Annotated in this window: 24 protein-coding genes; 18 read left to right on the top strand and 6 right to left on the bottom strand. The window is 61.4% G+C overall.

Annotation, left to right across the window (positions count from 1 at the left end; genetic code table 11):
* Positions 1 to 388 precede the first annotated feature (388 nt).
* Both P2T62_RS06555 and P2T62_RS06550 read right to left on the bottom strand, forming a co-directional pair.
* Complete coding sequence (locus P2T62_RS06555; protein ID WP_276260596.1) at positions 389 to 2341, bottom strand: restriction endonuclease; 1953 nt, start codon at positions 2339 to 2341, stop codon at positions 389 to 391.
* 420 nt (positions 2342 to 2761) lie between these two features.
* Positions 2762 to 3628, bottom strand: coding sequence for a hypothetical protein (locus P2T62_RS06550; protein WP_276260595.1), 867 nt, complete (start codon positions 3626 to 3628; stop codon positions 2762 to 2764).
* A gap of 350 nt (positions 3629 to 3978) precedes the next feature.
* Between P2T62_RS06550 and P2T62_RS06545 the strand changes: the two genes are divergently transcribed.
* A complete protein-coding gene (locus P2T62_RS06545) occupies positions 3979 to 4596 on the top strand; it encodes a site-specific integrase (RefSeq protein ID WP_276260594.1) in 618 nt (205 codons plus the stop codon).
* A gap of 115 nt (positions 4597 to 4711) precedes the next feature.
* Here P2T62_RS06545 and P2T62_RS06540 read toward each other — a convergent pair whose 3' ends face one another.
* The 4 genes from P2T62_RS06540 to P2T62_RS06525 all read right to left on the bottom strand — a co-directional run bounded on the left by P2T62_RS06540 (position 4712) and on the right by P2T62_RS06525 (position 8867).
* Entirely contained in the window at positions 4712 to 6139 is a 1428-nt protein-coding gene (locus tag P2T62_RS06540) for an amidase (RefSeq protein ID WP_276260593.1), read from the bottom strand.
* Positions 6140 to 6201: 62 nt separating this feature from the next.
* Entirely contained in the window at positions 6202 to 7551 is a 1350-nt protein-coding gene (locus P2T62_RS06535) for a purine-cytosine permease family protein (protein WP_276260592.1), read from the bottom strand.
* 445 nt (positions 7552 to 7996) lie between these two features.
* Positions 7997 to 8335 carry an ArsR family transcriptional regulator gene (locus P2T62_RS06530; RefSeq protein ID WP_276260591.1) on the bottom strand — a complete coding sequence of 113 codons (339 nt, stop codon included), beginning with the start codon at positions 8333 to 8335 and terminating at the stop codon, positions 7997 to 7999.
* A gap of 247 nt (positions 8336 to 8582) precedes the next feature.
* Entirely contained in the window at positions 8583 to 8867 is a 285-nt protein-coding gene (locus tag P2T62_RS06525; RefSeq protein ID WP_276260590.1) for a hypothetical protein, read from the bottom strand.
* A 438-nt stretch (positions 8868 to 9305) separates the two neighbouring features.
* Here P2T62_RS06525 and P2T62_RS06520 point away from each other — a divergent pair, with 438 nt between their 5' ends.
* From P2T62_RS06520 to P2T62_RS06440, 17 genes are all read left to right on the top strand, one after another.
* Positions 9306 to 10871, top strand: a complete 1566-nt coding sequence (locus P2T62_RS06520) for a hypothetical protein (protein ID WP_276260589.1) — start codon at positions 9306 to 9308, stop codon at positions 10869 to 10871.
* Between the two features lie 2 nt (positions 10872 to 10873).
* Positions 10874 to 11335: a hypothetical protein gene (locus tag P2T62_RS06515; protein WP_276260588.1), complete on the top strand. Its 462-nt coding sequence runs from the start codon at positions 10874 to 10876 to the stop codon at positions 11333 to 11335.
* Positions 11336 to 11401: 66 nt separating this feature from the next.
* Entirely contained in the window at positions 11402 to 11752 is a 351-nt protein-coding gene (locus P2T62_RS06510) for a hypothetical protein (RefSeq protein WP_276260587.1), read from the top strand.
* Entirely contained in the window at positions 11745 to 12218 is a 474-nt protein-coding gene (locus P2T62_RS06505; RefSeq protein WP_276260586.1) for a hypothetical protein, read from the top strand. The genes P2T62_RS06510 and P2T62_RS06505 overlap by 8 nt, the downstream gene beginning before the upstream one ends.
* A complete protein-coding gene (locus P2T62_RS06500; protein WP_276260585.1) occupies positions 12215 to 12511 on the top strand; it encodes a hypothetical protein in 297 nt (98 codons plus the stop codon). Before P2T62_RS06505 ends, P2T62_RS06500 begins: the two co-directional genes overlap by 4 nt.
* Positions 12512 to 12584: 73 nt before the next feature.
* Positions 12585 to 13004, top strand: coding sequence for a hypothetical protein (locus P2T62_RS06495; RefSeq protein ID WP_276260584.1), 420 nt, complete (start codon positions 12585 to 12587; stop codon positions 13002 to 13004).
* Complete coding sequence (locus P2T62_RS06490) at positions 12994 to 13308, top strand: hypothetical protein (RefSeq protein WP_276260583.1); 315 nt, start codon at positions 12994 to 12996, stop codon at positions 13306 to 13308. The genes P2T62_RS06495 and P2T62_RS06490 overlap by 11 nt, the downstream gene beginning before the upstream one ends.
* Positions 13305 to 13871, top strand: a complete 567-nt coding sequence (locus P2T62_RS06485) for a hypothetical protein (RefSeq protein WP_276260582.1) — start codon at positions 13305 to 13307, stop codon at positions 13869 to 13871. Before P2T62_RS06490 ends, P2T62_RS06485 begins: the two co-directional genes overlap by 4 nt.
* Positions 13871 to 14014, top strand: coding sequence for a hypothetical protein (locus tag P2T62_RS06480; RefSeq protein ID WP_276260581.1), 144 nt, complete (start codon positions 13871 to 13873; stop codon positions 14012 to 14014). Before P2T62_RS06485 ends, P2T62_RS06480 begins: the two co-directional genes overlap by 1 nt.
* A 2-nt stretch (positions 14015 to 14016) precedes the next feature.
* Complete coding sequence (locus P2T62_RS06475) at positions 14017 to 15795, top strand: hypothetical protein (protein WP_276260580.1); 1779 nt, start codon at positions 14017 to 14019, stop codon at positions 15793 to 15795.
* Positions 15788 to 16507 (top strand): hypothetical protein, encoded by a 720-nt coding sequence (locus P2T62_RS06470; RefSeq protein WP_276260579.1) that lies wholly within the window; start codon positions 15788 to 15790, stop codon positions 16505 to 16507. Before P2T62_RS06475 ends, P2T62_RS06470 begins: the two co-directional genes overlap by 8 nt.
* 2 nt (positions 16508 to 16509) lie before the next feature.
* Positions 16510 to 17832 (top strand): hypothetical protein, encoded by a 1323-nt coding sequence (locus P2T62_RS06465; protein WP_276260578.1) that lies wholly within the window; start codon positions 16510 to 16512, stop codon positions 17830 to 17832.
* Positions 17833 to 17946: 114 nt separating this feature from the next.
* A complete protein-coding gene (locus tag P2T62_RS06460; protein WP_276260577.1) occupies positions 17947 to 18237 on the top strand; it encodes a hypothetical protein in 291 nt (96 codons plus the stop codon).
* 7 nt (positions 18238 to 18244) lie between these two features.
* A complete protein-coding gene (locus P2T62_RS06455) occupies positions 18245 to 21199 on the top strand; it encodes an outer membrane protein assembly factor BamB family protein (protein WP_276260576.1) in 2955 nt (984 codons plus the stop codon).
* A gap of 10 nt (positions 21200 to 21209) precedes the next feature.
* A complete protein-coding gene (locus tag P2T62_RS06450) occupies positions 21210 to 21344 on the top strand; it encodes a hypothetical protein (RefSeq protein ID WP_276260575.1) in 135 nt (44 codons plus the stop codon).
* Between the two features lie 146 nt (positions 21345 to 21490).
* The gene (locus P2T62_RS06445) at positions 21491 to 22873 is read left to right on the top strand and encodes a lamin tail domain-containing protein (protein ID WP_276260574.1); all 1383 of its coding nucleotides are present in this window, start codon (positions 21491 to 21493) and stop codon (positions 22871 to 22873) included.
* Complete coding sequence (locus P2T62_RS06440; protein WP_276260573.1) at positions 22870 to 23151, top strand: DUF3006 domain-containing protein; 282 nt, start codon at positions 22870 to 22872, stop codon at positions 23149 to 23151. Before P2T62_RS06445 ends, P2T62_RS06440 begins: the two co-directional genes overlap by 4 nt.
* Positions 23152 to 23173 lie beyond the last annotated feature (22 nt).

Below are 23173 nucleotides of genomic sequence, written 5' to 3'. Positions count from 1 at the left end.
GGCTCTGTGATTGCAATTACAATTGGAGATCCCTTCGAGAGTGGACAAATACCTCTAACCGCCTGTGTTGAAATTCACAATAGCTGACAATAGCGACGTGCAAGATACAGAGGGTAGGTTCAGCAGAGATAAGTGTACGTTTTACCGGCACAGGAGTGAACTGGCCTCAGCATGGGTGAAAGCCCGGACAAGATATCTTCTTCACGCACTGAACACCATCGATAGATAAGACATCCCGGTGTCATCATCTCAAATGAAATGGATAGACATCTTCGATGGCCTCTGACAGCTATCTTCGCAGTTGTGGCGGGCGTCTCTCTCGTGGCAGCGGAGCTCTCGAATTACGACCCGGCAGAGAATGGACATCATGAAGAGATGCCGAGGCCGTCTACCTCTGGCTTTCAGATTCGCTGAGTAAGGCTGCTAACTCGCCCCCATCGATTAATTCAAGATTGGGTCCGAAATCCGCAGCATATTGTTTTGCAGTTCGGGCGAATTCGCCAGTTGTGACAACTACGGCCCTGTCTGCATCCCCTTTCGCAATTGTGCTCGCTAACTTTTGTAAAGTTTCTCGACCTACGGTGCTGTTTCCCCGTACCTGCTTCACTTGAATCGCAAGCCGGTCGTCACGCTTACGTGCCCAAACATCTACACCGAGATCTGCACTTCCCTGAGTAACCGTGACTTCGTAACCTTGTCCAGAATACAAATCCCCCACGATATTTTCCAATTCCCTCCAAGATAAATCATAAAGTAGTGATTGGTCCCAGATTTGGCCAGTATTTAGTCTCTCTACCTGTCGGATTACGGGCTTCAATATGTCGTAATTCTGATTCTCAACAGCTGTCTGTATCGCTTCTTCCCACTCAACTACATGGACAGAAGGGTGAGCGTTGTCTGTCTCCTGTATGAAATCCGCGATTGTAGCAACAGTAGAGACGATTTGATCAAAGTGGTTGATATCTTGAGGTGATATAAATGGTAGTCGGGAAATGATCTCTGCTTCGAATTCTTCCCAGGGCAGGTCGCCTCCTGGAGGGTGTTTGAGTTTCTTCAGCAGGTCATACAGATCTCCGTAAGCCCTGACTGTCTCTCCTTCTTGATGGATTCGAACTTTATCAAGCGGGATGTCGAATCTAATCGAAATCCGGGTTCGTGCCTCCCTGATTTGATGTTGCTTTCTCTCAACCTCAATGTTCTTTCTCCGTGATGTAATTCTATCCTTGAAATGTTCGTTGTCGTCTTTTGTTAGAGATTCCAACTTTTCGAGGGCTTGACTCGCTCTCTTGAGATGATCATTTGCGTCGTTAAATCGCGCTTCGTCAGTGGCTTCTTCAGCCAAGGAGATTTGTTGTTCAATAGTGTCTTCAGTCTCTTTAGTACTCGATTTGTGCTGTTCTTCGAATTCTTCTCGGAGAAATTCAATCCGCTCGTCATAAGTGTCCAGATTCCTCGCAATATGCTCAGCAGCAACTAGCACTTCGTCGGCGATAAAATACTCATCCGCTTTCAATCGGTTTTCGGCCCTCTCGAGAATCTCATTGAGAGTATCTTTCCCGAATTCATGAATACTTGCCTCAAGAGCACCGAGTTGACTTTCGACAGCTGGAACATAGAGGTTCGCTTCAGCGATTGGTTGGTATTCTGCTTCTGCCTCAGCGTATTTGCCATACACAGAAGAGAATGATTCAAACAGAGATATATGATGCTGATCCTGAAGTGTACCTCTTGCCTCCCTGATCTCCTGCTCTGCACCGGCTGCCAGAGTAGTTATAGATTCTATCCGATTGGTTGTTTTACTTGGAAATACAACATCCGCCCTCCCTGTTACCAGTGCGGGGAAGCACGCACCGAATCCGACAATAAACAATTCAAATATAGCGCCCGTGATTATGTTTGTAGTACTCCCAGCACCGAGAGCGGCTTGTATCGCGTCTCCAAGGGTGGCGGAAACAAGATGACCCAGAAATAGCATAAGTACTGCATATACAATACCCCCCACCGCTACGAATGCCAATCCGGATCCCACAACTTTCCCGTGATTCTCAGAATCGGCCCACCCTAATCTGTAGTAGGCTACTGAGAGAGTAATTACGCTAGCCCAAAGTGCGGAATAGATTACTTCATTCAGCAAGACATAATTTAATGAATCTATTTCAACCATCCCGAGGAAAACCTGCCCATTTCTATCCAACCCTTGAAGAACGCCAGAATATTTGGATATGGAAATGTAACCGGTCAGGAATGAGAAATATAATAGTATGGATAGGTAAATAAACCTCTTTGATTCTTTACTGCCGAAGTATTTTTGGAGCGAATTGGTCCTGCCTGACTCGAGCACTATTCAATGATTTCGTCAGTATCTAATGAGTGTTTTCGCTAGAGTCTTTGCAGTGTTACTTGTAAGGGAAACCTGCCTACTAGTTCGCTCGTTCGATTATCCTGTGCCTCTCGTCAGGGCAGTTTTCGAGATCGCCCTGTTGAGTACTAGTCGTCTTCGTTGATATTGCCGCGAGGTGCTTCTGCTATTGCCCCTAAAAATAGAATTCATCGGCCTTGTTTAGACGCGGTGGAGATCGCCGGCTCCGCTCATTGTCCGTACACCGAAATCAGACCGAGAGGCATTCATCGACAGATTCTGCCCGCCCGACAGAACTGCCGACCTACCTATTCAGGGGCGTCTAAACAAGGCTCGCGCCCTGTATTCAGCACGGATGACCTAACCTATCACCGACTAAGCGCTTCACCAGAGCCAGAAAAATCAGACGGCGGTAATCATGTCCTCTTCGGAGTCAAATTCAGATATGATGCCATATTCCTCCTTCAATTGTGCTTTTCGGGATCGAAGGTGCTGTTGAAGGGATTCACAAAGTGAGAGGTACTCGTCGACATTCTGGTCAATTTCGTTTAGGGGTTCGGCTGCCACGTCGTAAGCCAACGCTATCAATTCATCCTGTTCAGATTCCCAGAACTCCTCATGATCCCTATACCCCTCGTTTTCTTTGACTACCGCATCTAACAACACATCCAGTTCATCCTCCTCAAATTCGTCAGCATAGTCGTTCTCTTGCAGGAAATCTTCCACTGGTTTCTCAATCTCCTGAATGATATCCTGTCGAAGCTGGGTAAACTGTTGAACCATCTGGTTGTGCTTCTCAATCGCTTCAACGACGTCTGGATCCTCAGCAGGAATCCGCTCTCGAAGATATGGGTCTGCCGGAAGGAAAACCAACTGAACCTCGGTTTTTAGAATCGCTGTCTGGCCACGAATGTCGTATATTCTGTTTGGTGTTTTGTTGATCCATTCTCGCGCTTCGGCCTCTCGGACTACGTTGATATTGCTCTGTACAATTGCTATCGATGGTTCGATAAACGCATTGAGTTCTTCTCTGACCACTTCTTTCTCTCGTTCTCGTATCCGTTCCTCAATGAGCCGGCGATTCTGACTAACTGACCAAAACGTGGCTACTGCCAGAAATAACGTGCCAATAACTCCGAGTGTGGCTGTTGCGACGGAGATGCGAGTGGATTGGGCAAGTGCGTCCCAGCTCGCCCCAATATACCCCAGACAGAGGATGAATGCACCAACGAGTGTGAAAAGGATTACTGTAATGAATCTATTTCTCATAGACGCCATTGGTATTGTTTGAGGATGGTGTCTCTCCGCACTGATAAACTCAATTCATGGTTCTGTGTTGGACAGAGACTGCGGGTATTGTGGTTTTTGGGTTTTCATGAGCAATTCGGGCCCTGTATCCAGCAGGGGTGCTGCAATATATCATTAGTTGAGGGTTTTAACAAAGCCTTCTAGCCGAATTGAGACACAATCAGCGCTAAACTGCGAGGAAGGTCGGACACCCCACCAGTGAACGAGTTCTTCAACTACCCGCTCACGAAGGGGGCCATTCGGGGGTGAATCGGCCCAGATCACTACACCGACCCCAGTGTTTGTGCCGGAGTAGTCTGGACAATCCGCTTATGGTTCGCGTCGACGACTCCGGCGATGTGACGAAGTGCTGGCTCGATCAGGACGAACTCTCCCGGCTCGAACGGGAAGCTGGTCGCGAGGACTGGATGCGTGAGGTCGCGGTCCAGCTGATGGGGCGGTGCGGCCTCCGGGCTCACGAGGTGCCCTATCCAGCCGACAAGCACCTCCGGTGGAGTGAGGAAGGTGAATGCTGGCTCTTCGAGATCCGCGGCAAGAACACTGAGGGCGGCGACCGGAAGCTGCGTGACGCCTGGATGCCCGACCGGGTGGCCGAGGATCTGAACAAGTACACACGGGAACGTGACCTCGACCGAACCGACCCGTGGGTCCCGCGCTCGACGCCGACCGTGCGCCGATGGGTCGACGCCGCGGCCGACGCCATCGCCGACCAGCTGGGCGAGGAGCGCTGGCGGTCGGTGACCAGTCACGATCTCCGGCGCTCGTTCGCGACCTACCACCTCGTCGAAAAGGGGCGAGATGTACGGACCATGATGTCCATCGGCGGGTGGAGTGATTACTCGGCCATCGAGCCATATCTAATGGAGGCGACCGAGACACGGATTGGTGAGGTGATGGGGAACGGCCTTGTTGAAACCCTCCGCCGCTGATAGTTTGTCGAGCACGTGCTGCATACAGGGCGCGAATCCCGCAAGCCAGATCTCTTGTAACGTTGATTAGAACCCCGAAAGCTCACATCGACGGGAGTTTCGATTTTGGTTCCGTTTAGTGATCCTGATGGTCTGGTGGGAAGTATTTGTCCTGCCAAGGATTGGCCTGCTGATACGCAGCCGATGCCTCAATCACTGTTTCATCATCCAGATGTCCTCCGACTATCTGAAGGCCAATTGGGAGATTATCGTCTGTCCACCCTGCGGGGATTGTAGCAGCAGGCTGGCCAGTGAGATTGATTGTGAAGGTGAACTGTAACCAATGGAATATCCCAACATCCCGTCCTTCGAGGTCTGGCGGTGTCGGTAGGTCAGCATCGAACGGGGGTGCCGCAAGCGTGGGAGTAAGCAATAAGTCGTATTCCTGCATGAATTCCCGCATTTTCATGTTGACCTGCTGACGGACTTTATATGCTTCAGTGAAGTCCATCGCGGTCCACTCCGTTTCAAGAACGTCCACCAGGACAGGCTCCATTTCCGATTTGTGATCGTGGAGTTCTTTCCTGAGTTCTTTCAGATCGGTGCTATTGGCGACTGTGGCCGTGAACGCCTCCTCGGGATCTGGAAACCCTGGGTCATCCGCTGTCACCGTACAATCGAGTTCGTCCTCGAAGACCTGGGCTGCATTTTCAGTCATCTCCCTCACGACAGGGTCGACGGCTGCATATCCCCAATCCTGGCTATAAGCAATGTCCAGGCCGGAAATATCGGGATCGGTTGAAGCTCCAACATAATCCGTCCCATCATCAGGGAGTGAATGGCGATCCATTTCATACGGGCCTGCAATGACGGAGAGAAGATGTGCCGTGTCTTCGACCGTCCGCCCCATCGGCCCGATATGCTCCACCGACTCCCATGCGTTCGTCCCGGGGAGCGAAGGGTCACGGTGCTCTGGGTAGAGGGGGACTCGCCCGAACGAGGCTTTGATCCCGTGAAGCCCACAAAAACTTGATGGGATCCGGACCGAACCCCCACCGTCCGAGCCAAGGGCAAACGGAACCATCCCCGTCGCCAGGGCGACACCGGAGCCACCGGATGAACCACCGGGGGTCTTACTTTCATCCCAGGGATTGAACGTTTTCCCGAAGATGGCATTATCGGTAATCCCTTGGAAACCGAATTCAGGAACATTGGTCTTCCCGAGGATAATGCCCCCTTCATCACGGATTCTCGTCACCGTAATGCTATCTCGTTCAGGGACAAAGTCTTCGTAGAGAACGGACCCGAATGTTGTCCGCATTCCTTCCACAGGAATGAGATCTTTAATGGCAACCGGAACTCCATGAAGTGCCCCTAGTTCCTCGCCGTTCTGAACGGCTTTTTCAGCGTCACGAGCTGCGGTTTTTGCACCCTCCTCGTCGACAACAGTGAACGCATTCAACGAATCGTCGAGCTCCTCTATCCGCTGGAGTGATGCTTCTAAGGTATCTTGTGGCGAGATTTCCCCGTCTTTCACTGCGTTTACCTGGTCGACGCCGCTCATCTGCCAAATCTCCTCCAGTGTGTGCGTGCTCATTGTTAATGTGGATTGATGTGGTCTGAATATTAATCGTCGTCTGGGATCGGGTCAGCCTGGCCTTCGAGGTGTTGTCGTACCGAATCCTCGCCTGAAATGCTCGCCCTCATCCAGTCCAGGACTGGGTAGAGAATGAACGCCAAGAGTAGCCCTGCTAGCCCAGTCGGAATTACGGGAATATTATTATATACGTAATAGTTCAGCCCAATCGCCAGAATCAGACTAATAATTGCAGGAATATTGAGCCGTTCTTTGCGCACTATGTCGAATGATTGGTACTTCCGAACGATGAAAAATTCACTGAGGATGATTGCCCCAATTGGAGGCACAACAATACCGATTAGGATCAAATAGCCTAACAGATTAGAAATTATACCGGATACGACAGCAATTACAGAGATTAACATGGCGCCCACTGCAGCTGTTCGCCATGTGATCTTCTCGTGTAGATTTGTGTAGCTCATCGTGGCGCCATAATGGCAGGCATCGCAGGTTGAGAAGCAACTGACGAATGCAACTATCACAAGCGGGATAGACGCTAGAAGACCAATCATGCCGAAGTAGAGACTGAGCTCCGGCAATGTCGCTGCCACCAGTGCCCCAAGAACCATCATCCCGGTGTTACAGATGAGGAAGGCGACGACTGTGGCGATGATGGCATTTCTGGTACTTGATGCAAACCGGACAATATCACCCGTCGCAGTTCCGCTAACAGCAAATGTACCCCAGGCCAACCCGACACCCACCATAAATGGAATCTGCTCCCCCGGGGCCGGCTTATTGAGAATACTCGCGCCTGCAGGGAGAACTTTTACCACGAGCATGTATATCCCTGCGATTAGCATTAGCGGAATTACCAGTTTAGTGACGACCTCCTCCAGAGCCTCAATTCCAATAATTGAAGGAATCCCGTAGAGGACGGTGATCCCCACGGCCAAAAGCAACCAAGGGGGGCTCCACGCTGCTCGAATAACGTCTGCGGCGAGCCATGCTTGGTAGGCGTACCAGCCGTTCACCAATAGCCCCATTATTGCGATCGGAATTAGCGCGCCTAAACTCCCGAACGCCTCCTTGACTTGCAGTGGAAAGTTCAATCCGCCTTCGGCAGCTGCGTAGGCAAGCGCACCCGAATACACCACTAAGATGAGGTTCCCTAAAACGATGGCATAAATCGCATCCGGCATTCCTAGCCCGAAATATATTTGTGCACCGATGAAGGCCACAATATACGCGATCGCGAATCCTATCCAAACTGACGTCGGACCCCAAACACCCATTCGCTCCTCCTCTGGGACCGGCTCATCCGACCATTGATCTTTATCTGGATCGTACGCGAAAAATTCTTTTACTGATTTGGTGAGTGTGGTATTGTCTGGCATTGCAAATTTTGCTGCATGGCCAGAGTACTTATACCTAGTCAGATTCTTTCACAATCTATGAAATTGAATGTAGGTTCTTAATCCGTATATTAATCCAATATATAGGTGGCCATGGTTCTAGTCAGGTGAATGGTTCTCTGATGCCTGCTCATGGAAGCAGTATTCAGCCGCCCCACGAGCTCAGAGGAGAGAGGAGATATTTCTGAGAAGCGCTCGATTATCTTCACACTTTAATGGGGTCTATGGAGTGGTGAAATTCGACAATTGCTTTTGTGGGTAGTTGTCGAACCGTTTCGAATGCTACTGTTGGAAATAATCTATCGGGGATAGGATTTCGCTGCCGTGCTGAGTTTACAGCGCGTATCTCGCACGATACCGGTTCGAAAGCTATGGAGCGGAATTACCAAGGACAGACACTGGCTGTATCGCAGGGAGCGAGAGCAGCCTACAACCAGCCCGCGGGGAGTTCGTTCTGGTGGTCCTGAATGAGGCGGAGGAGCGGCGCGATATCGTCCCAGCGGGGGCCAATCCTGATTCGATTCTTATCGCGGTCCCACTCAATGAAGCCGATTTCCTCCGGTTTTGGTAGATGCTTATGCGTCATCGCGGTCTGGAGGAGTTGCCTATCCTCGTCGGGGTCGGCAACGACGTTGAGCGGGTCAGGGTCATCGTCTTCCTGGGGGTTGTGTTGGAGGAGCGCGACGAGCAGCTGACGCCGATACGGGTCCGGGAGCGCCTCGGGCATCTCCCCCCACCGCTCACGCTCTGGGGGGTCGCTGTTCATAGATAATTCTACAATTCCAAACAAAATATAGTGTGTGCAGCGATACTAAACTAGATTGTATGCAAATACTAAAATAATATCAGAATTGAAGATGTAATTGGACAATCTGTATCCAAGCCTAACAACAGTCTCATTTAGATCGGACTGAACCGAACGCAGTCCACGTACTCTATCCATCCTCTATAGCCAGCAAGCGGTTCGTGTGACATACGGGGAAGTTCATCAGAACCATCATAAGAGATCGAGGCTACGGCGCCTCGACGAGCACATCCTCGCCATCGCCCGTCCGCATGAGATACAGCGATTCCTGTAGCTCGGCATCGAGCCACTCGCGGATTCCAGGTGGAAGCGTCACCGCGACCGAGTCCCCACACTCCCCCAGTGTCCGCTCGTAGTCGACCGTGTCCGCGTCGTAGTCGCCCAGATGAAGCGTCGCCCCGCGCTCAGCGTACTTCCCGGCGCCACGGTCGATGCCGATGGTCTCGCCCACCGAGAGCCCGGCATCGGCCACCCACCCAGGGTCCAGCGTCACTCCATGCCGACGTGTTCCGAGACACATCAGTGAACGGATAGAACAGTTCTGCGCTGACATACGATATTCAGAGAGGCCTATCGTAACAAATCCTGCGTCCAGTACGACCGCATGCCGGCGAATAGCGCACAGTATTTGCACAGTATCCGCGAGGGATTCGCACGCCATCCGCGCAGTATAATCCGACAGTTGACATATTTTCCACCACTGGATTGCTGGAAGCCCGCGGCCCTGGGCCGTGGGCGGAGCGCAATCCATGAGCGCAACCCCAGACGGACGGCGAGAGCCCCCGTCGACCTCCTTTTCCGGGGAGGCACGACCCAGTAGTACTGATTCCATGACAGCGCAGGCCGACATCGCCTCGACGCTTGAGGTCGGCGACCTCGCGTCGGTCGACCCCGAGCTCATCGAGGCGGTGTTCGACGTGGAGGAGCGCCGATGAGACGGCTCGTCCAGCAGGGCTTCATCGCGCTGATCGCCATCCTCCTCGCGACCGCGATGGTCGCGCCGGTCGCGATGGCCGACCACGACGAACGCGAGAACGGTGCCCCACCCATCGATACGACCAGCGACGAGAGCCCGCGCGTCTGGGTGGAAGAGACCGACGTGACCATCGCCGAGCATCGCATGGGCGAGCACGGCACCGACCCGCTCGCCTACGAAGCTGATGACGGCAGCAACACCGACCTCCCGGCCGAGGTGAACACCTCGGACGCCGACGCGCCCATCGAGGTGTCGCCGGCGTACATCGACGACCCGGACCTCTACGGCCCCGTCACCGACGACGAGGCCAACGTCGAGGGCCAGTCGTTCGTCGCCGAGGAGGGCGATTGGTCGGTCAGCGGCTCGGCGTCGGCCAAGGGCAGCGTCTCGGAGTGGGGCAGCGCGCCCAACGTCCGCGCGGCGCCGACGCAGCTGGCGACCGACGGCAGCATGACCGCCGGCGACACGGTGCTCTTCAGCTACAGCGACAACGTCTCGCTCGACGACGCCCGCAAGCGCGTCGTCACGATGGCGGGCGAGCTGAACACGCTCGACAGCGGCGCGACCGTCCGCGTCGAGATCGTCGACACGGACGGTGACTACGCGTATGCGACCATCGCCGAGAGCGCGGCCGACGCGGATGAGGAGACCTTCGCGAACGAGACCGGCGCCTTCTACGCGAGCACGCGTGTGGACACGCTGGTCTCAGCCAACGGGGTCCAGGGCACGGGCGACGGGACGCTGTCGGAGATCGACACGGTCCGACTCAACGTCACCGACGCCGACGCTGACCTCGCCCTGACCGGGATGGATGTCTCCGCGAAGGAGACGATGGCCTTCGGCACGGTCGCGTATCAGGCCGACTCGGACGACCGCTACGAGACCGAGACCCGAACGAACGTCGACGGCGGCACCGTCCGCTTCCGCTCACTCGACGGGCTCGCGGACCACTGGGGCGACGCCCACGTCCACGACCTCGTCGTCGGGGCGGGTGACGCGACGGTCAACTACCCGCTCTCGATGGCTGACGGCTCGAACGTCACCATGACCGACGCCGAGGACTACGCCAGCTACTCCGACCGGCTGGAGGGCCAGCCGCTCGCGGTCTGGGACATCCCGGCACCGGTCGACGTGACCCACGGCACGCTCGACCTCGTGGCCGAGCAGCGCCAGCCTGGCAGCCAGTACATCAGCGTCGACTACGCCACCGGCTACGCCGGCAACTACTCCGAGGCATCGACGACCGGCGCCACCAGCCAGTTCAACGGTGCCATCGGTGATCGCGTCGAACTCGCGACGGACATCTCGGCGTCCAGCGACCACGACGCCGCGGTCGGGATGGAGATCGTCTACACGAGCTCCGAGGCTGACGCGGTGTTCCAGGAGGGCGGCACCGTCGCCGGCGGCCCGACAGGGAAGTCCGGCGGGTTCCTGAGCACGACGCTCGGGAAGATCACCGGCCTCATCGGCGCGGCCATCACCGCGCTCGGCCTCGGGAAGATCTTCGGAGGCGGGAGCTGACGATGTCGGCGTCCGGCGCAGGCGGGCCACGGGTCCGGCGGCTGTTCGACCGGGCGAAGAACGCCGGAAGCATCGGCGGCGTCATCTTCCAGGGCCTAAGCGCCATCCTGCTGGCCATCGGCGGCGCGCTGGCGTCGGGCATTCTCACGCTCGCGGACGTCTTCATCAAGCCGATGGCGGCGTTCGCCAGTGGCGCCGCGGGCCTGACCGAGTCCTTCCTGGCATCGTTCGGCATCGTCATCGACTTCGGGGCCATCGGGAGCGCCCGTTCGATCGGCCCCGGCGGCCTGTTCGCGAGTCCGCTCTCACTGCCCATCGCGTTCGGCATCGTCGCGCTGAGCGGCTACGTCATCATCGCGTTCGTGAGCGAGGAAGAGACGACGAACTTCTTCCCGCTGGTGGGGAGCGGCCTGGATATCCCCACACCCGGCGCGGAGGACGCCGAGGAGGCACAGGAGGAGTGACGATGCGTTCGACCACCGCTCGTGCCGACCGGATGATGACGGCCCGCGAACCGGGGGTGGTTGGTCGTGGTTAGGGTCAGCGACTTCCTCAGTGTGGGCCCGAACGGCTTCCAGACGCCCGATTTCGGCCGCATCGCACAGGTCGGCATCGGCGCCACGTTCGGGGCCTTCCTGACTGGCGTGGCCAGCCTGGTGCTGGGTATCTTCGATGTCCCGCTCGCGTTACTGGCCGGCTTCGGCAACTTCCTCGCGAGCGTCGTCAGCCTGCTCGTCGGGCTGCCTGGCGTCCTGGTCCAGGAGGGCTTCCTGGCAGCCTGGATGTTCGTCCTCGAGGCCGGCCCGGCCAGCCTCGTCGTAGCCATCGGCATCGGACTGACGGCCGTGTTCGTTTTCCGCTGGGTGATCAGTCGTGCCTGACGACGACGGTATCACGCTGATTCCCATCGGCCCCGGCCTCGGGACCTCGACGGAAGTCGCGAAGCAGTTCAGCAGCGGCACCGCCCGCTTCCTGCGGCGCTTCGCGAGCAATCCGGCGGCGCTGGTCATCTCGGTGGTTTCGGGCTTCGTCGTGTCCGTGCTCTTCGGGTTCTTCGAGTTCCTCATCGGCGCGGTGCTGTTCCCGTTCGATCTGTTGGTCGGCGGGCTGGCCTGGGTGCAGCGCCAACTCGTGGTCGCGTTCGCGTTCGTCGGGTTCGACCTCCTCGGCGCGCTGCGCGGGCTCCAACAGTCACTGGTCGCCGTGGTCGAGAGCGCGGGCCCGGCCGGACCACTGGTCGCGATGGCGGCGGCGGGCGTGACGCTGTTCGTCCTGTATCGAGTCACCGTGGCCGGGCTGGCGCTGGTCCCGGGCGGCAGCAGCATCATGGCACTTCTCGGACGATGACAGTTCCACAACAAGCGAAAGAGGCCGTCTTCCACCCTATCACGCAGCTCTCGGCGTTCGTGAGCCTGCTGGGTGGGCTAAGCTTCGGCTGGTTCGAGCCGGTCTGGACGCTCATCTCGGCTACGTCCGGGTACTGGTTCCCGGCCATCGCGGTGAGCGCGGGCGAGATCTTCCCGCGAGTCGGGCTGGGCCAGTACGGTGGCCCCGCGCTGCTCGGCGCGGCTATCATCTTCGTCGCAGTGCAGCTGGATCGGCTCAAGGACCGTGCGGAAACCTGGCTCAACGACCGATGAGACACATCACAACTTCACGACCGGAGGCATCGCCGGCCGTTCTGCGCGGCCGAACCAACGGAGGTGGCACCTGATGGCCGAACTCTTCGGCATTCAGGTGACGGACGCGGTGACGCTGCTGATCGTCATCTTTGGCGGCGCCATCCTGGTGCTGGCAGCCCGGTACATCGCGGCGTACCTGAACGCCCCCGAGTCAACGGACGACCGGTTCGAGTGGGCAACCAACCGAACCGCTCGGTGGCTCGGGATGATCGCTGGCGGCGTCATCACGGCTGGTGGCATCGCCATCATCCAGGGCGTCGACATCGTCGCGATGCTCACCCAGTTCATCGGTAGCCATCCGTTCATCGTCTCGAATCTCGCCGGCATCGGGCTCGGGGCCGGCGTGCTCTCGGGGACCATCCGGCTGACCGTCGACCAGTACGTCGGCATTGCGCTGATGGCGGTCGCCGGGACCTTCCTGCTCTCGGAGGTGTACGGCGATGCCTCTTGACCAGCTCCCAGCCGTGGTCGATGGCGCGCGGTACGGCATCGCACTCGTCACAACGGGAGTGCTGCTCCTGTACACCTACCGGCGGGCGGTCGCCGGGAGGGACGAGGACCCCAGCATCGCGCTCTCGTACGGTGGCCGCCAGGGCTACGTCTCCTTCCTCGTGACGGGCGTGGCCGCGGCGGCGTTCGTCGCCGGCGGATGGATACTGTCCCTCTCGCCGGAGATCATGGACCAACCGGCGCTGGCACTCATCCCGCTGGCGCTGGTTGCGGCCATCGGCATCGTGGAGGTGCGTGAGTCGTGACGCACGGCACGCAGTACGCTGGTCTGGCCGTGCCGGCGGCGTTCGAACAGGAGCTTCGTGAGCGGGACTGGGACCGGTCGTGGGGCGCTATCGAGGCGCTCCGCGAGACCGGACACCTCGCTCCGGTCGCGACGTACCTCCTCCTGGCAGCAGTGACCATCTACGCCGGTGCGCTGGGCGTCCGCGGCAACTCACCGGTCGCCGGACTCGCCCTCGCCGTCGGCGGGCTCGTCGGCTTCGGCCTCATGATCGACACGACGCTGTGCAAAGGGACGCCGGCGCACGTCCACGAGTGCCGGCGCTGCCGACGCGCAACGGACCGCTGGCGGGGCCCGACACGAGACGGCCAGTGGATCATGTCCATCCTCGGCCAGCCCTCAGCGGCCGAGGCGACACCAGCAGCGCAGCGGTACGGTCGCTCAGCCCCCGAGCCGTGGACGTGGCCAGAGGAGGCCGACCCCGCGGTACGGGAGGTCTCGGTGACACGGTCGGCGGCAGCCGACCCGCCATCCAGTATCGACGGCACGCAGCCAAGCCCGCCCAACGGGGGTGCTGGCGACTGATGGCGACGTTTATCCAGATCGACACGCGAGCGGCGGTGCTGCTGACCATCGTCGGCGCGGTACTGACGGCGGTCGTCGTGGCACCAGAGGCCGTCGAGTCGCTGGTGTCGGGCCTCATGGCGGCCATCACGGGGGCCTACTGACCGTGCGAGCCCGCGTCGCTGCGGCGCTGGCCGCACTCGCACTCATCGCGTCGGTCGCGCCGGCGGTCGCCGTCGCCGCCCCGCAGGAGGACCGGAACACGTCGACGCCGACCGCGACGCCAGCGACCTCGACCCCAACCGCGAGTCCAGCGTCGACGGCGACGCCGACGCCCGAGACGAACCGGGGCGGGGGCCAATCTGAGTCCGACGGTCCCACCATCGAGGAGCTGTCCCGTGGCGGCCAGCCGGTCGCCGCGGATGCCCAGAGCCTCCGGCTCGCCGACGAGCGGTTCTGGTGGCTGATTGCGTGGCCGGCCGGGAGCGGCGGCGCCCCCGACAACTCGAACTGGAAGTACGTCGGCGCCCAGGGGATGCAGACGGTCAAGAAGAACGAGGTCTACCTCCGGACGTTCGCCCTCGAGTCCGGCTCGGCGGACCTGAAGATCGCCTACTGGGAGCCCAGGACGAAGACCGTCCAACGGGGCAACTCTACGGAGTCGGTCCGGTACGCGGCCAACGTCAGCGCCCACACGCAGACCCTGGAGTACCAGCGCGGCCGGCCGACCATCGAGGTCCCGCTGCAGCGTCACGAGGACCCAGTCCGCGTGACGATGTGGCTGGCCGACAACCCGGAGACGCGGTGGGTCTTCGGCCATCACTCGGTCGCGACCACCCAGTCGGCGGGCATCGACTCGCAGGGCGACTACCTGCGCTCGGTCATCTTCGACTTCGGGTGGCTCCTCCTGGTCGGGCTCATCACGGGCGGGTGGTCCATCCGGAAGGCGATGGCCATCGCCGGCGTCGGTCCGCAGTGGGGGTACACGCCCTGGATTATCGGCTGGTCGGTGTCCACCGGCCTGGCGCTGTTCATCGATTACGCCGGCATCGCGAACTTCGTCGTCGCGAATCCGTGGGCCATCGCGCTCTGGGTGCTGGTGCTGGCGTGGCTCATCATGCTGGAGACGTTCCAGCAGAACGTCCAGCGCGTCCGCTTCGTCCAGCCGAAGGTCGAAGAGGCCACCTCGCCACGCGGCGAGGAGGTCGTCGGCCGTATCGGTGAGCGAGAGACGACGAAGCGCGTCGTCAAGCTCCCGGACGGCGGCTACGCGGTCGTCGGAACGGGCCCGCTCCGGTTCCTGGCCCGGTTGGTCGGCCAGCCCGCGACCTTCCTGAATTACGACGAGCGGGCGGCGATGGTCGAGGTCGACGAGGGCAGCGTCGACGAGAAGATCTACCTCGCCCCCGACGCCGACCAGCTTCTCGATATCGAACCCGAGGGCTTCACGTTCGCCTGGAAGCGCTCGACGGTCCAGACGACCGACGAGGGCGAGACGGTGCTCGACGAGGCCGGCGAGCCAGTCACCGAGCGCGCCTGGAACGTCGACCGTATCCTGGTCTCATGTGTCGGCGCTGCTGCCGTTGGGGCGCTGGCCGGCCTCGCACTGAGCCCGCTCGTCGGTGTCGGGGCGCTCACGACGGCACTACTGGTCGGCATGTTCGGCCCGAAGCATGACGCCCACGCGCGGGCGGACTTCGCGCCGGTCCATCTCGAAAGCGTCCACGCCTCGATGGTGGCCATGCGGCAGGGGACCGAGGACGCGCAGACCTTCGAGGAGATGGAGCAGAAGCTCGGCGAGGCCAGCGTCCAGCCGATCAAGCAGGCGATGAGCCTGATGCGGGGCTACTCGGCCGGCGTCAACGGCGAGATGCATGACGTCTACGAGGAGTTCCAGGACACCGAGCCGGAGACGAGCGACGAGGAGGTGCCGGCCGATGACTGAGAGCCGACGCCCGGCGCTCCGGAAGCTCGCCGCCGACCAGCGCGAGTGTATCGAGCATCTCCATGCGGGCTTCGATACCCGCGAGGACGTGCTCCTGTGGCTCCAGCAGGTCGCCGTGCGGTCGCTGGGCTACCTGCCCGACGACTGGTTCCGGGCGGTGGCACTGCGGCCCGACGTGCTCGAGGATCTCGTCGGCGACGGCGAGGTGGAGCAGTTCCGGCGCGGTCAGTTGGGGGACATGGTGCTCCACCGCGCGTTCCGAACCGCGTTCCACCGGGTTCGGGACCGCGTTCACGAGTACACGGACTCGGAGAAGACCGACGAGAAGGACGGCACGCCGGATCCGGAGCGCCAGAAGTTCATCGCGATGCGGCCCGAGTTGTCGGCGACCGACAGCGCCCAACGCGAGGCGCTGCTGGCGCTGTTCGACGGCTTCGCCGACCGCGAGGCCATCCGGCTGTGGGTGCATGACCTCCAGCCGGCTACCGAGGGCCACCTGCCGGCATCGTTCCTGGAGTACTGCTGCTACACGCCGATGGGGTACGACCCGCTAGTCGCGCCGCCCGATGATGGGCCCGCCCGCACGGCGCGTGAGAATCTCGCCGCGACGGTGCTGCTGCCGGCCATGAACCGCGGCGTCCGCACCCTCCAGGCGGGCGCCGAGGAAACAGTCGAGACCGTGAGCGAGAGCCACGGCCCCCTCTCTACCTGACCATGAGTCACGCACGCACCCAGATCGACAGTACCGGCGGTCCCGACGAGGTTCGCGAGTGGGTCCGCCAGGAGTTCGAGTCGCACGACGATTCGAAGCAAGCCTACTACCACGACAGCGGCGGCACGTTCGGCCTCGACGCACAGGGCAATCGCCACCACGACGGCGAGTCCATCTACCAGCACTTCGGTGCGAAGCCGTTCTGGAAGGTGCTCGAAGGCGCCGAGACGTCGAACCACCCGGCGTACCGCTACCCGTCGGCGTATCTGAACGCACTCATCCACGTCTCGGACGCGGACATCTGGGCACTGGAACGGGGCGACCTGAGCCGGTTCGACCACGAACCGGAGACCCGCCAGCGCGTGATGGAGTGGCTCTCGCGACCGGAGAATCGCGAGGTGCTGGACGCGATGGACGACGGCGGCATCGGCTGGCACGCCCACTCGAAGCCGGGGAAGGGCAAGACGAGCGCGGCGAACTTCCTGGCCGGCGCGCGGATGACGGAGATCAACAACGAGACCGTCCTCTGGCAGCTCACGCTGGACGAGTGCGAGATTCTCCCGCTCGCTCCGTTCACGACGCTCGCGATGCCGGCCGGTGTCGAGGTGACGGTTGAGGCGGTCCCTCGCGACGACCGCCTGCCCAGGGTTGCCATCGAGCCGACGGACGTGTTCCGTGATACGCTGACGTACACGGACCCGGTCGACCTGCTGGAGCAGACCTGTCCGGGCGCCATCTACGGCGTGCTCCCGGATCCGAAGTTCCGGGGGTGTGAGCGCCTCGTCGAAGCCTCGTTCACATCGGCGTGGGAGGCCGAGGACACCGAGGAGAACACGGACCTCGTCGAGTGGATGCACGGGCTCGTCCACGCCCGCGCGAAGAAGGACGTGACGCTGCACCCGACGACGGCGGTCATCGACGAGGCGGGCGACATGCTGCCCATCCGCCCGGAGAACGACGCCAACGACACGAAGACGAAGGTGAAGGGCTTCGCCGAGGCGTTCGGCAAGGCCCGGAAGAAGAACCTCTCCTGTGTCTTCATGTCGCACTCGCTGGCGACGTTCGAGGAGACGGTGCGGGAGAAGGAACGGCTCTGGATGACGATGCCCGAGACGCCCCGCCCCTCGGGTTCGCTGACTGGCCTCCCCGATTCTATCCCCATCTACCCGAACTACAGCTCGGGTCTCAGCAAGGGCGAGGCGGTGATGTGGAACTCGATGAACTTCGTCCCGATCTCGTGGCCGAACCCATACCGAACCTACGGGTTCGAGGGCGAGATCTCCATCTCCTACCCGGAACGCGAGGTGGCGCTCGATGCGCTCTGAGGCCGCGGCCACCCCCGGATTGAACAGCCGAGGCCAGGGCGCCACGTACCAGCTCACTGACAGGGCCCGTACGCGCGCGTGGTTAACCTGGGAGCCCGAGGGGGGTGCTGGTTCGTGGTAGTCGTCGAGCTACTGGAGGCCGCGGTCGGATTCCTGTTCGACCAGTTCGGCATCGGTGGTGTCTCGGTCGGCGCGGTGGCGCTGCTGCTGGCTGGTCTCTGGTACAGCCGCGAACTCTCATCGCTGCTCATCGGTGGCGCGCGGTGGCTCCGCATCGGGAGCGTGGTCGCTGGCGTACTCGCCATCGGGGCGGTGGCGGGCATCGCGACGGGCGCGCTCTCGCTCGATAGCGGAGTGGTCGCACAGCTTCTGGAACTGCTCGGTTCGCTGGCGGGCGGCCTCTGACACAACCATGAGTGACATCCAACACGCGGACGGTAACGGAATCGAACGGGAGCGACTCCGACTCGCGGAGATAGCGGGCCATCTCGGCTCGTGGCTGGCGGTCGTCACGACGCTCGTGATGGTCGGCGCCGCAGCGGCTCGCGAGGTGAACCCAGTCTCCGCGGGCGTGATCGAGCATCTCGGACTCGCGACGTGGGCAGCTGGGACGCCGCTGCTGGTCGCGACGATATTCTGGGCGCTGCGCGTCGCGGCCGCCCGCGACCAGACGCACGGTGACCGCGTGCAGTACTGGCACCTGGGCGCGCTCGTCTCGTCCGCGCTCGCCCTCGACGGGCTCGCGAACGTCTACGCTATCGCGACCGCGGGCCTGCCCGAGACGCTGCGCTGGGCCGTCCTCGTCCAGGAGGCTGGGGCGGTCGCGCTGCTGGCGCTGGTCCTGGTCGTCCGGCCGGACCCGCAGCTGGTCCTCGACGAGCTCGTCTCGGTCGGTCGAGGAGTTACCAGTCGGCTGTCTGCTGTCGAGCGGGAGCAGGCTGCGGCGCTAGGTGCCGTCGCGCTCGTAATGCTCTCGGCCACCGGCACAGTCGCCATTGGGTCCACACCTGTTGCCGCTGACAATACGACCACGGTCGCGCCTGGGAACGTGGAGTGGTCGTACGAGACAGGGAGCAACGTATACTCCTCGCCGACGGTCGCGGACGGGACGGTATACGTCGGGAGCTACGACAACTCGGTCCATGCGCTGGACGCATCGACGGGTAACGAGGAGTGGTCGTACTCGACGGGGGACGACATTCGTTCCTCGCCGACGGTCGCGGACGGGACGGTATACGTCGCGAGCTACGACAACTCGGTCTATGCGCTGGACGCATCGACGGGCAACGAGGAGTGGTCCTACTCGACGGGGAGTTACGTTCGTTCCTCGCCGACGGTCGTGGACGGGACGGTATACGTCGGGAGCAACGACGGCTCGGTCTATGCGCTCGACGCATCGACGGGCAACGAGGAGTGGTCGTATGCAGCGGGGGGCGACTTATACCCCTCGCCGACGGTCGCGGGCGGGACGGTATACGTCGCGGTCGGCGACGGCACAGTCCGTGCGATCGACGCATCGACCGGCACGGAGGAGTGGTCCTACACGACGGGGAGCTACATGCGCTCCTCGCCGACAGTATCCGACGGGACGGTCTATGTCGGGAGCAACGACGGCTCGCTCTACGCGCTCGACGCATCGACGGGCAACGAGGAGTGGTCATACGCGACCGGGAACCTCGTGCGCTCCTCGCCGACGGTCGCGGACGGGACGGTCTATGTCGGGAGTGATGACAACTCGATCTATGCGCTCGACGCATCGACCGGCAACGAGGAGTGGTCGTACTCGACGGGGGGTGACTTTCGTTCCTCGCCGACGGTCGCGGGCGGGACGGTCTATATCGGGAGCAACGACAACTCGATCTATGCGCTCGACGCATCGACGGGCAACGAGAAGTGGTCCTACTCGACTGGGAGCACCGTATACTCCTCGCCGACGGTCGCGGGCGGGACGGTCTATGTCGGGAGTGTGGACAACTCGGTCTATGCGCTAGACACAGACCATACCAAGGACTCGTCGGGGACGCGGGCGATGCTCCGGACGCTGGGGCACCCGGGCAGCGCAACTGGCAGTCTCGGTGTAGAGGTTTCCGGCACAATCTCGGCCGACGGCTCCGGCATTAATGATGCGACCGTCGAGTTGCGACAATCTGGTTCGGTGGTCAAAGCTACCACGGCGACAAGCGACGGGAGTTATAGCTTCTCTGCCGTCTCGGACGGCGAGTACACGGTCCAGGCGAGCGCCGACGGCTACCAGAACGCCTCGAAATCCATCACCGTCAGCGGCTCCCCGCGAACTGTTGACCTGACACTCTTCGAGAGCGGGACGTTCGTCCGCGAGTTCCAGCTCGACGAGGCCGCCAAGCAGACCTACCCACCCTCGATGTCGGAGCTGACGGTCTACCGCTTCGACCGCGCCATCGAGTTCCCGCTGCCGGGTGGCACGACGTTCACGGCCGGCCCCGGCGACTGGAACGAGATTGCCCAGAAGGACATCAACGCCTACGGCAAAGCGAGCGTCCGGCTCGCGAACGGCGACCCGTACCGCGTCGAGGTCGTCGCGACCAGCGGCGGCCGGTCGACACGGTGGGAGTCGCTGGGCTGGCGCGCGAACAAGTCGGCGCCGGACCCCTACCTGATCAGCGTCGGCGACCAGGGCGGCACGGCCACGCCGACCGCGACCGGCACGGCGACCTCGCCGACTGCCACGCCCATCGCGACCGATGGCGGGACCAGCGGCGGGAGCGTCTCCGGGCCCGATGGACTCAACCCACCATGTGACCCCTTCGACCGGGACAACGACGGGGACCTCCAGTCCTGCCCTGACGGCGACAGTGACGATGGGCCCGGCCCGACAGTGACGTACACCGCATCGGACGGCTTTGGCCCGCGCATCGCCGGCGAGTGTGTCCTCACGGATGGCACGACCGGGCTCCTCATCGAGTACTGGGACCCGTCCTACGAGACGACGAGCCTCACGTTCAACGTCTCGCACGGGGACAGCTCGTACAGCGGCGACCGGCAGTTCGACACGGCCGCCGGCTACGCGACGTGGTGTGTGGCCGACGCCGTGACCGGGAACGCTTCGGAGGCGGCCGACGGCGCGCTCACGGGCAACTACACGGCCAACGGCACGACGTTCAACTACACCGAGTCGCTCCAGCAGTCGTCGCTGCTGGGCGGGCCGCTCGGCGGCCGTGGCGGCGGCGTCGGCACGGGCGGTGCGACGCCCGGGCAGCAGGTCGTCGGCATCGGCCTGTCCGCTGGCGTGGGCTACCTGCTCGTCCGCCGGTTCACCGACTTCCGCATCAGTTCGGCCCTCTCGGGGGCGGTTTCGCGCGCCCAGTCGCTCGTGGGTGGTGGGTCCTGATGCTGGGCCGATGACGCCCGACCGCATCCTCACGACGGTCGCCGAGCTGGGTGAGCACCACGCGCTGCTGGAGATCGTCGAGCGAGACGGCGTGGACATCGTCCGGTGTCTCCGGTGTGGCCACGCGGTGGTGGTCGGGCCGTGACGGGGCGCGTGTCTTCTACGCGTCTATGCAACCGAGGCCCCCTGCCATCCTTGTAAACAGATTCTTGACCAACTCCGACGAAGCCCTGTTAAGACGTGGCTACCTCCTCTCGAACACTGATACTCGTCTGTGCTGGACTCGTCGTCTTGGCCGGTTGTAGCGCACCCGCCGCTCCGGCTGGGGATGGGGGCGACCCCTCACAGCCAACTGGGGGAGACGCTGCTGCCGATGGCTCCCTAGAGGTTCACTTCATCAACGTCGGCCAGTCCGTCTCGACGCTCGTCATCGGCCCGACAGGTGAGACGATGCTCATCGACACCGGGCACTTCAACGACGACGGCGAGTACGTCCTGCAGTACCTGCAACAACAGGATATCGACCGGATCGACTACCTCGTTACGTCGCACAACGACGCCGACCACATCGGCGGGAACGCGGCTGTCATCAACTACTTCGAGACCGAAGCCGACGGCATCGGCGCGGTCTACGACCCCGGTATCGCCGCCGGCACGCAGACCTACAGCGAGTACCTCGACGCGATCGAAGCCCACGACGTCACGTTGTACGAGACGCGCGAGGGCGACCGCATCCCGTTCGAGAACGTGAGCGTGCAGGTGATGGGCCCGCCGGACCCGTATCTCGAAGACGAGGCCCGCAACGAGAACAGCATCGTCCTCAAGCTGACCTACGGGGGGACGAGCTTCCTGTTCACTGGTGACGCCGAGGACGACCAGGAGGCGTATCTCGTCGACCAGTATGGGTCCCAGCTCCGGGCGACCGTAATGAAGGCGGGCCACCACGGAAGCAAGAGCTCGACCAGCGGAGCGCTGCTGGATGCCGCCCAGCCGAAGGCGGTCGTCATCTCGAGTGCGTACGATTCGCAGTACGGCCACCCGAACGAGGAGACACTCCAACGACTGGCCGAGCGCGACATCCCGGCCTACTGGACAGCAACGCAGGGCCACGTCGTCCTGCGGAGCGACGGGACCGAGGTGACAGTCGCAAGCCAGCAGGAGGCCCCGACGGAGCCGACGAGCATCCGTGATGGGTCGCCCGTCAAGCTGGGGACGACGACGGCGGTCGAGCGCCGCGCCGTCATCAGCGGCGGCGGTGTCATGGACGCGACGGGCACGGCCTCAGCCGTCGCCACCGACGGCGGGACCGCCACGTCGAGCCCGGACGCGGGGACAGGCTCAGGCGAGCTCGCCCTCGCGTCGGTTCACGCCGATGCCGAGGGGAGCGACAGAGACAATCTCAACGACGAGTACATCGTCCTCGAGAACACCGGCGACGGGCCGCTCGACCTCTCCGGGTGGACGGTCAGCGACGAAGCCGGCGCCACCTACACCATCCCCGATGTGACTACGCTCGCGGCCGGCGCCACGATCACGATCCACACCGGGAGTGGGACCGATACGGAGACGGACCTCTACTGGGAGTCGGGCAGTCCGATCTGGAACAACGGCGGCGATACGGTCATTGTCACGGACGATGATGGGTCAACGGTACTCAACGAGGCGTACTCATGATTCCCGATGGCACCTACACGGCGGTACTGGATCGCTTCGAAGACGAGCTGGCGGTACTGGAGGTTTCGGGCGAGGACGAGCGGTATGAACTGGCCGTCGACCAGCACGACCTCCCCCAACCAGCACGGCACGCGGATGCGGTGCTCGAGATCGAGGTTGCTGATGGGGCGCTCGTTGATGCGGACTACAAACCCGTAGAATCGGAGCAACGAATCGACGACGCACAGGACCGCTTCGATCGGCTTTCGAAGCGCCCACCGAGTGATGACGACCCCTGAGTGGCGATTGAGCATCTTCGGC

The organism is Haloglomus litoreum, from assembly GCF_029338515.1.
In the GTDB taxonomy this organism is placed as follows: Archaea; Halobacteriota; Halobacteria; order Halobacteriales; family Haloarculaceae; genus Haloglomus; species Haloglomus litoreum.
This window is presented reverse-complemented; position numbering and strand designations above follow the sequence as displayed.

Bases quoted from the DNA above. Each gene is read 5' to 3' on its own strand.
- P2T62_RS06500 (WP_276260585.1), top strand. From the start codon at position 12,215: ATGACAGTTCCACAACAAGCGAAAGAGGCCGTCTTCCACCCTATCACG.
- P2T62_RS06535 (WP_276260592.1), bottom strand. From the start codon at position 7,551: ATGCCAGACAATACCACACTCACCAAATCAGTAAAAGAATTTTTCGCG.
- P2T62_RS06545 (WP_276260594.1), top strand. From the start codon at position 3,979: ATGGTTCGCGTCGACGACTCCGGCGATGTGACGAAGTGCTGGCTCGAT.
- P2T62_RS06515 (WP_276260588.1), top strand. From the start codon at position 10,874: ATGTCGGCGTCCGGCGCAGGCGGGCCACGGGTCCGGCGGCTGTTCGAC.
- P2T62_RS06520 (WP_276260589.1), top strand. From the start codon at position 9,306: ATGAGACGGCTCGTCCAGCAGGGCTTCATCGCGCTGATCGCCATCCTC.
- P2T62_RS06455 (WP_276260576.1), top strand. From the start codon at position 18,245: ATGAGTGACATCCAACACGCGGACGGTAACGGAATCGAACGGGAGCGA.
- P2T62_RS06450 (WP_276260575.1), top strand. From the start codon at position 21,210: ATGACGCCCGACCGCATCCTCACGACGGTCGCCGAGCTGGGTGAGCAC.
- P2T62_RS06490 (WP_276260583.1), top strand. From the start codon at position 12,994: ATGCCTCTTGACCAGCTCCCAGCCGTGGTCGATGGCGCGCGGTACGGC.
- P2T62_RS06530 (WP_276260591.1), bottom strand. From the start codon at position 8,335: ATGAACAGCGACCCCCCAGAGCGTGAGCGGTGGGGGGAGATGCCCGAG.
- P2T62_RS06470 (WP_276260579.1), top strand. From the start codon at position 15,788: ATGACTGAGAGCCGACGCCCGGCGCTCCGGAAGCTCGCCGCCGACCAG.
- P2T62_RS06495 (WP_276260584.1), top strand. From the start codon at position 12,585: ATGGCCGAACTCTTCGGCATTCAGGTGACGGACGCGGTGACGCTGCTG.
- P2T62_RS06440 (WP_276260573.1), top strand. From the start codon at position 22,870: ATGATTCCCGATGGCACCTACACGGCGGTACTGGATCGCTTCGAAGAC.
- P2T62_RS06465 (WP_276260578.1), top strand. From the start codon at position 16,510: ATGAGTCACGCACGCACCCAGATCGACAGTACCGGCGGTCCCGACGAG.
- P2T62_RS06540 (WP_276260593.1), bottom strand. From the start codon at position 6,139: ATGAGCGGCGTCGACCAGGTAAACGCAGTGAAAGACGGGGAAATCTCG.
- P2T62_RS06480 (WP_276260581.1), top strand. From the start codon at position 13,871: ATGGCGACGTTTATCCAGATCGACACGCGAGCGGCGGTGCTGCTGACC.
- P2T62_RS06550 (WP_276260595.1), bottom strand. From the start codon at position 3,628: ATGAGAAATAGATTCATTACAGTAATCCTTTTCACACTCGTTGGTGCA.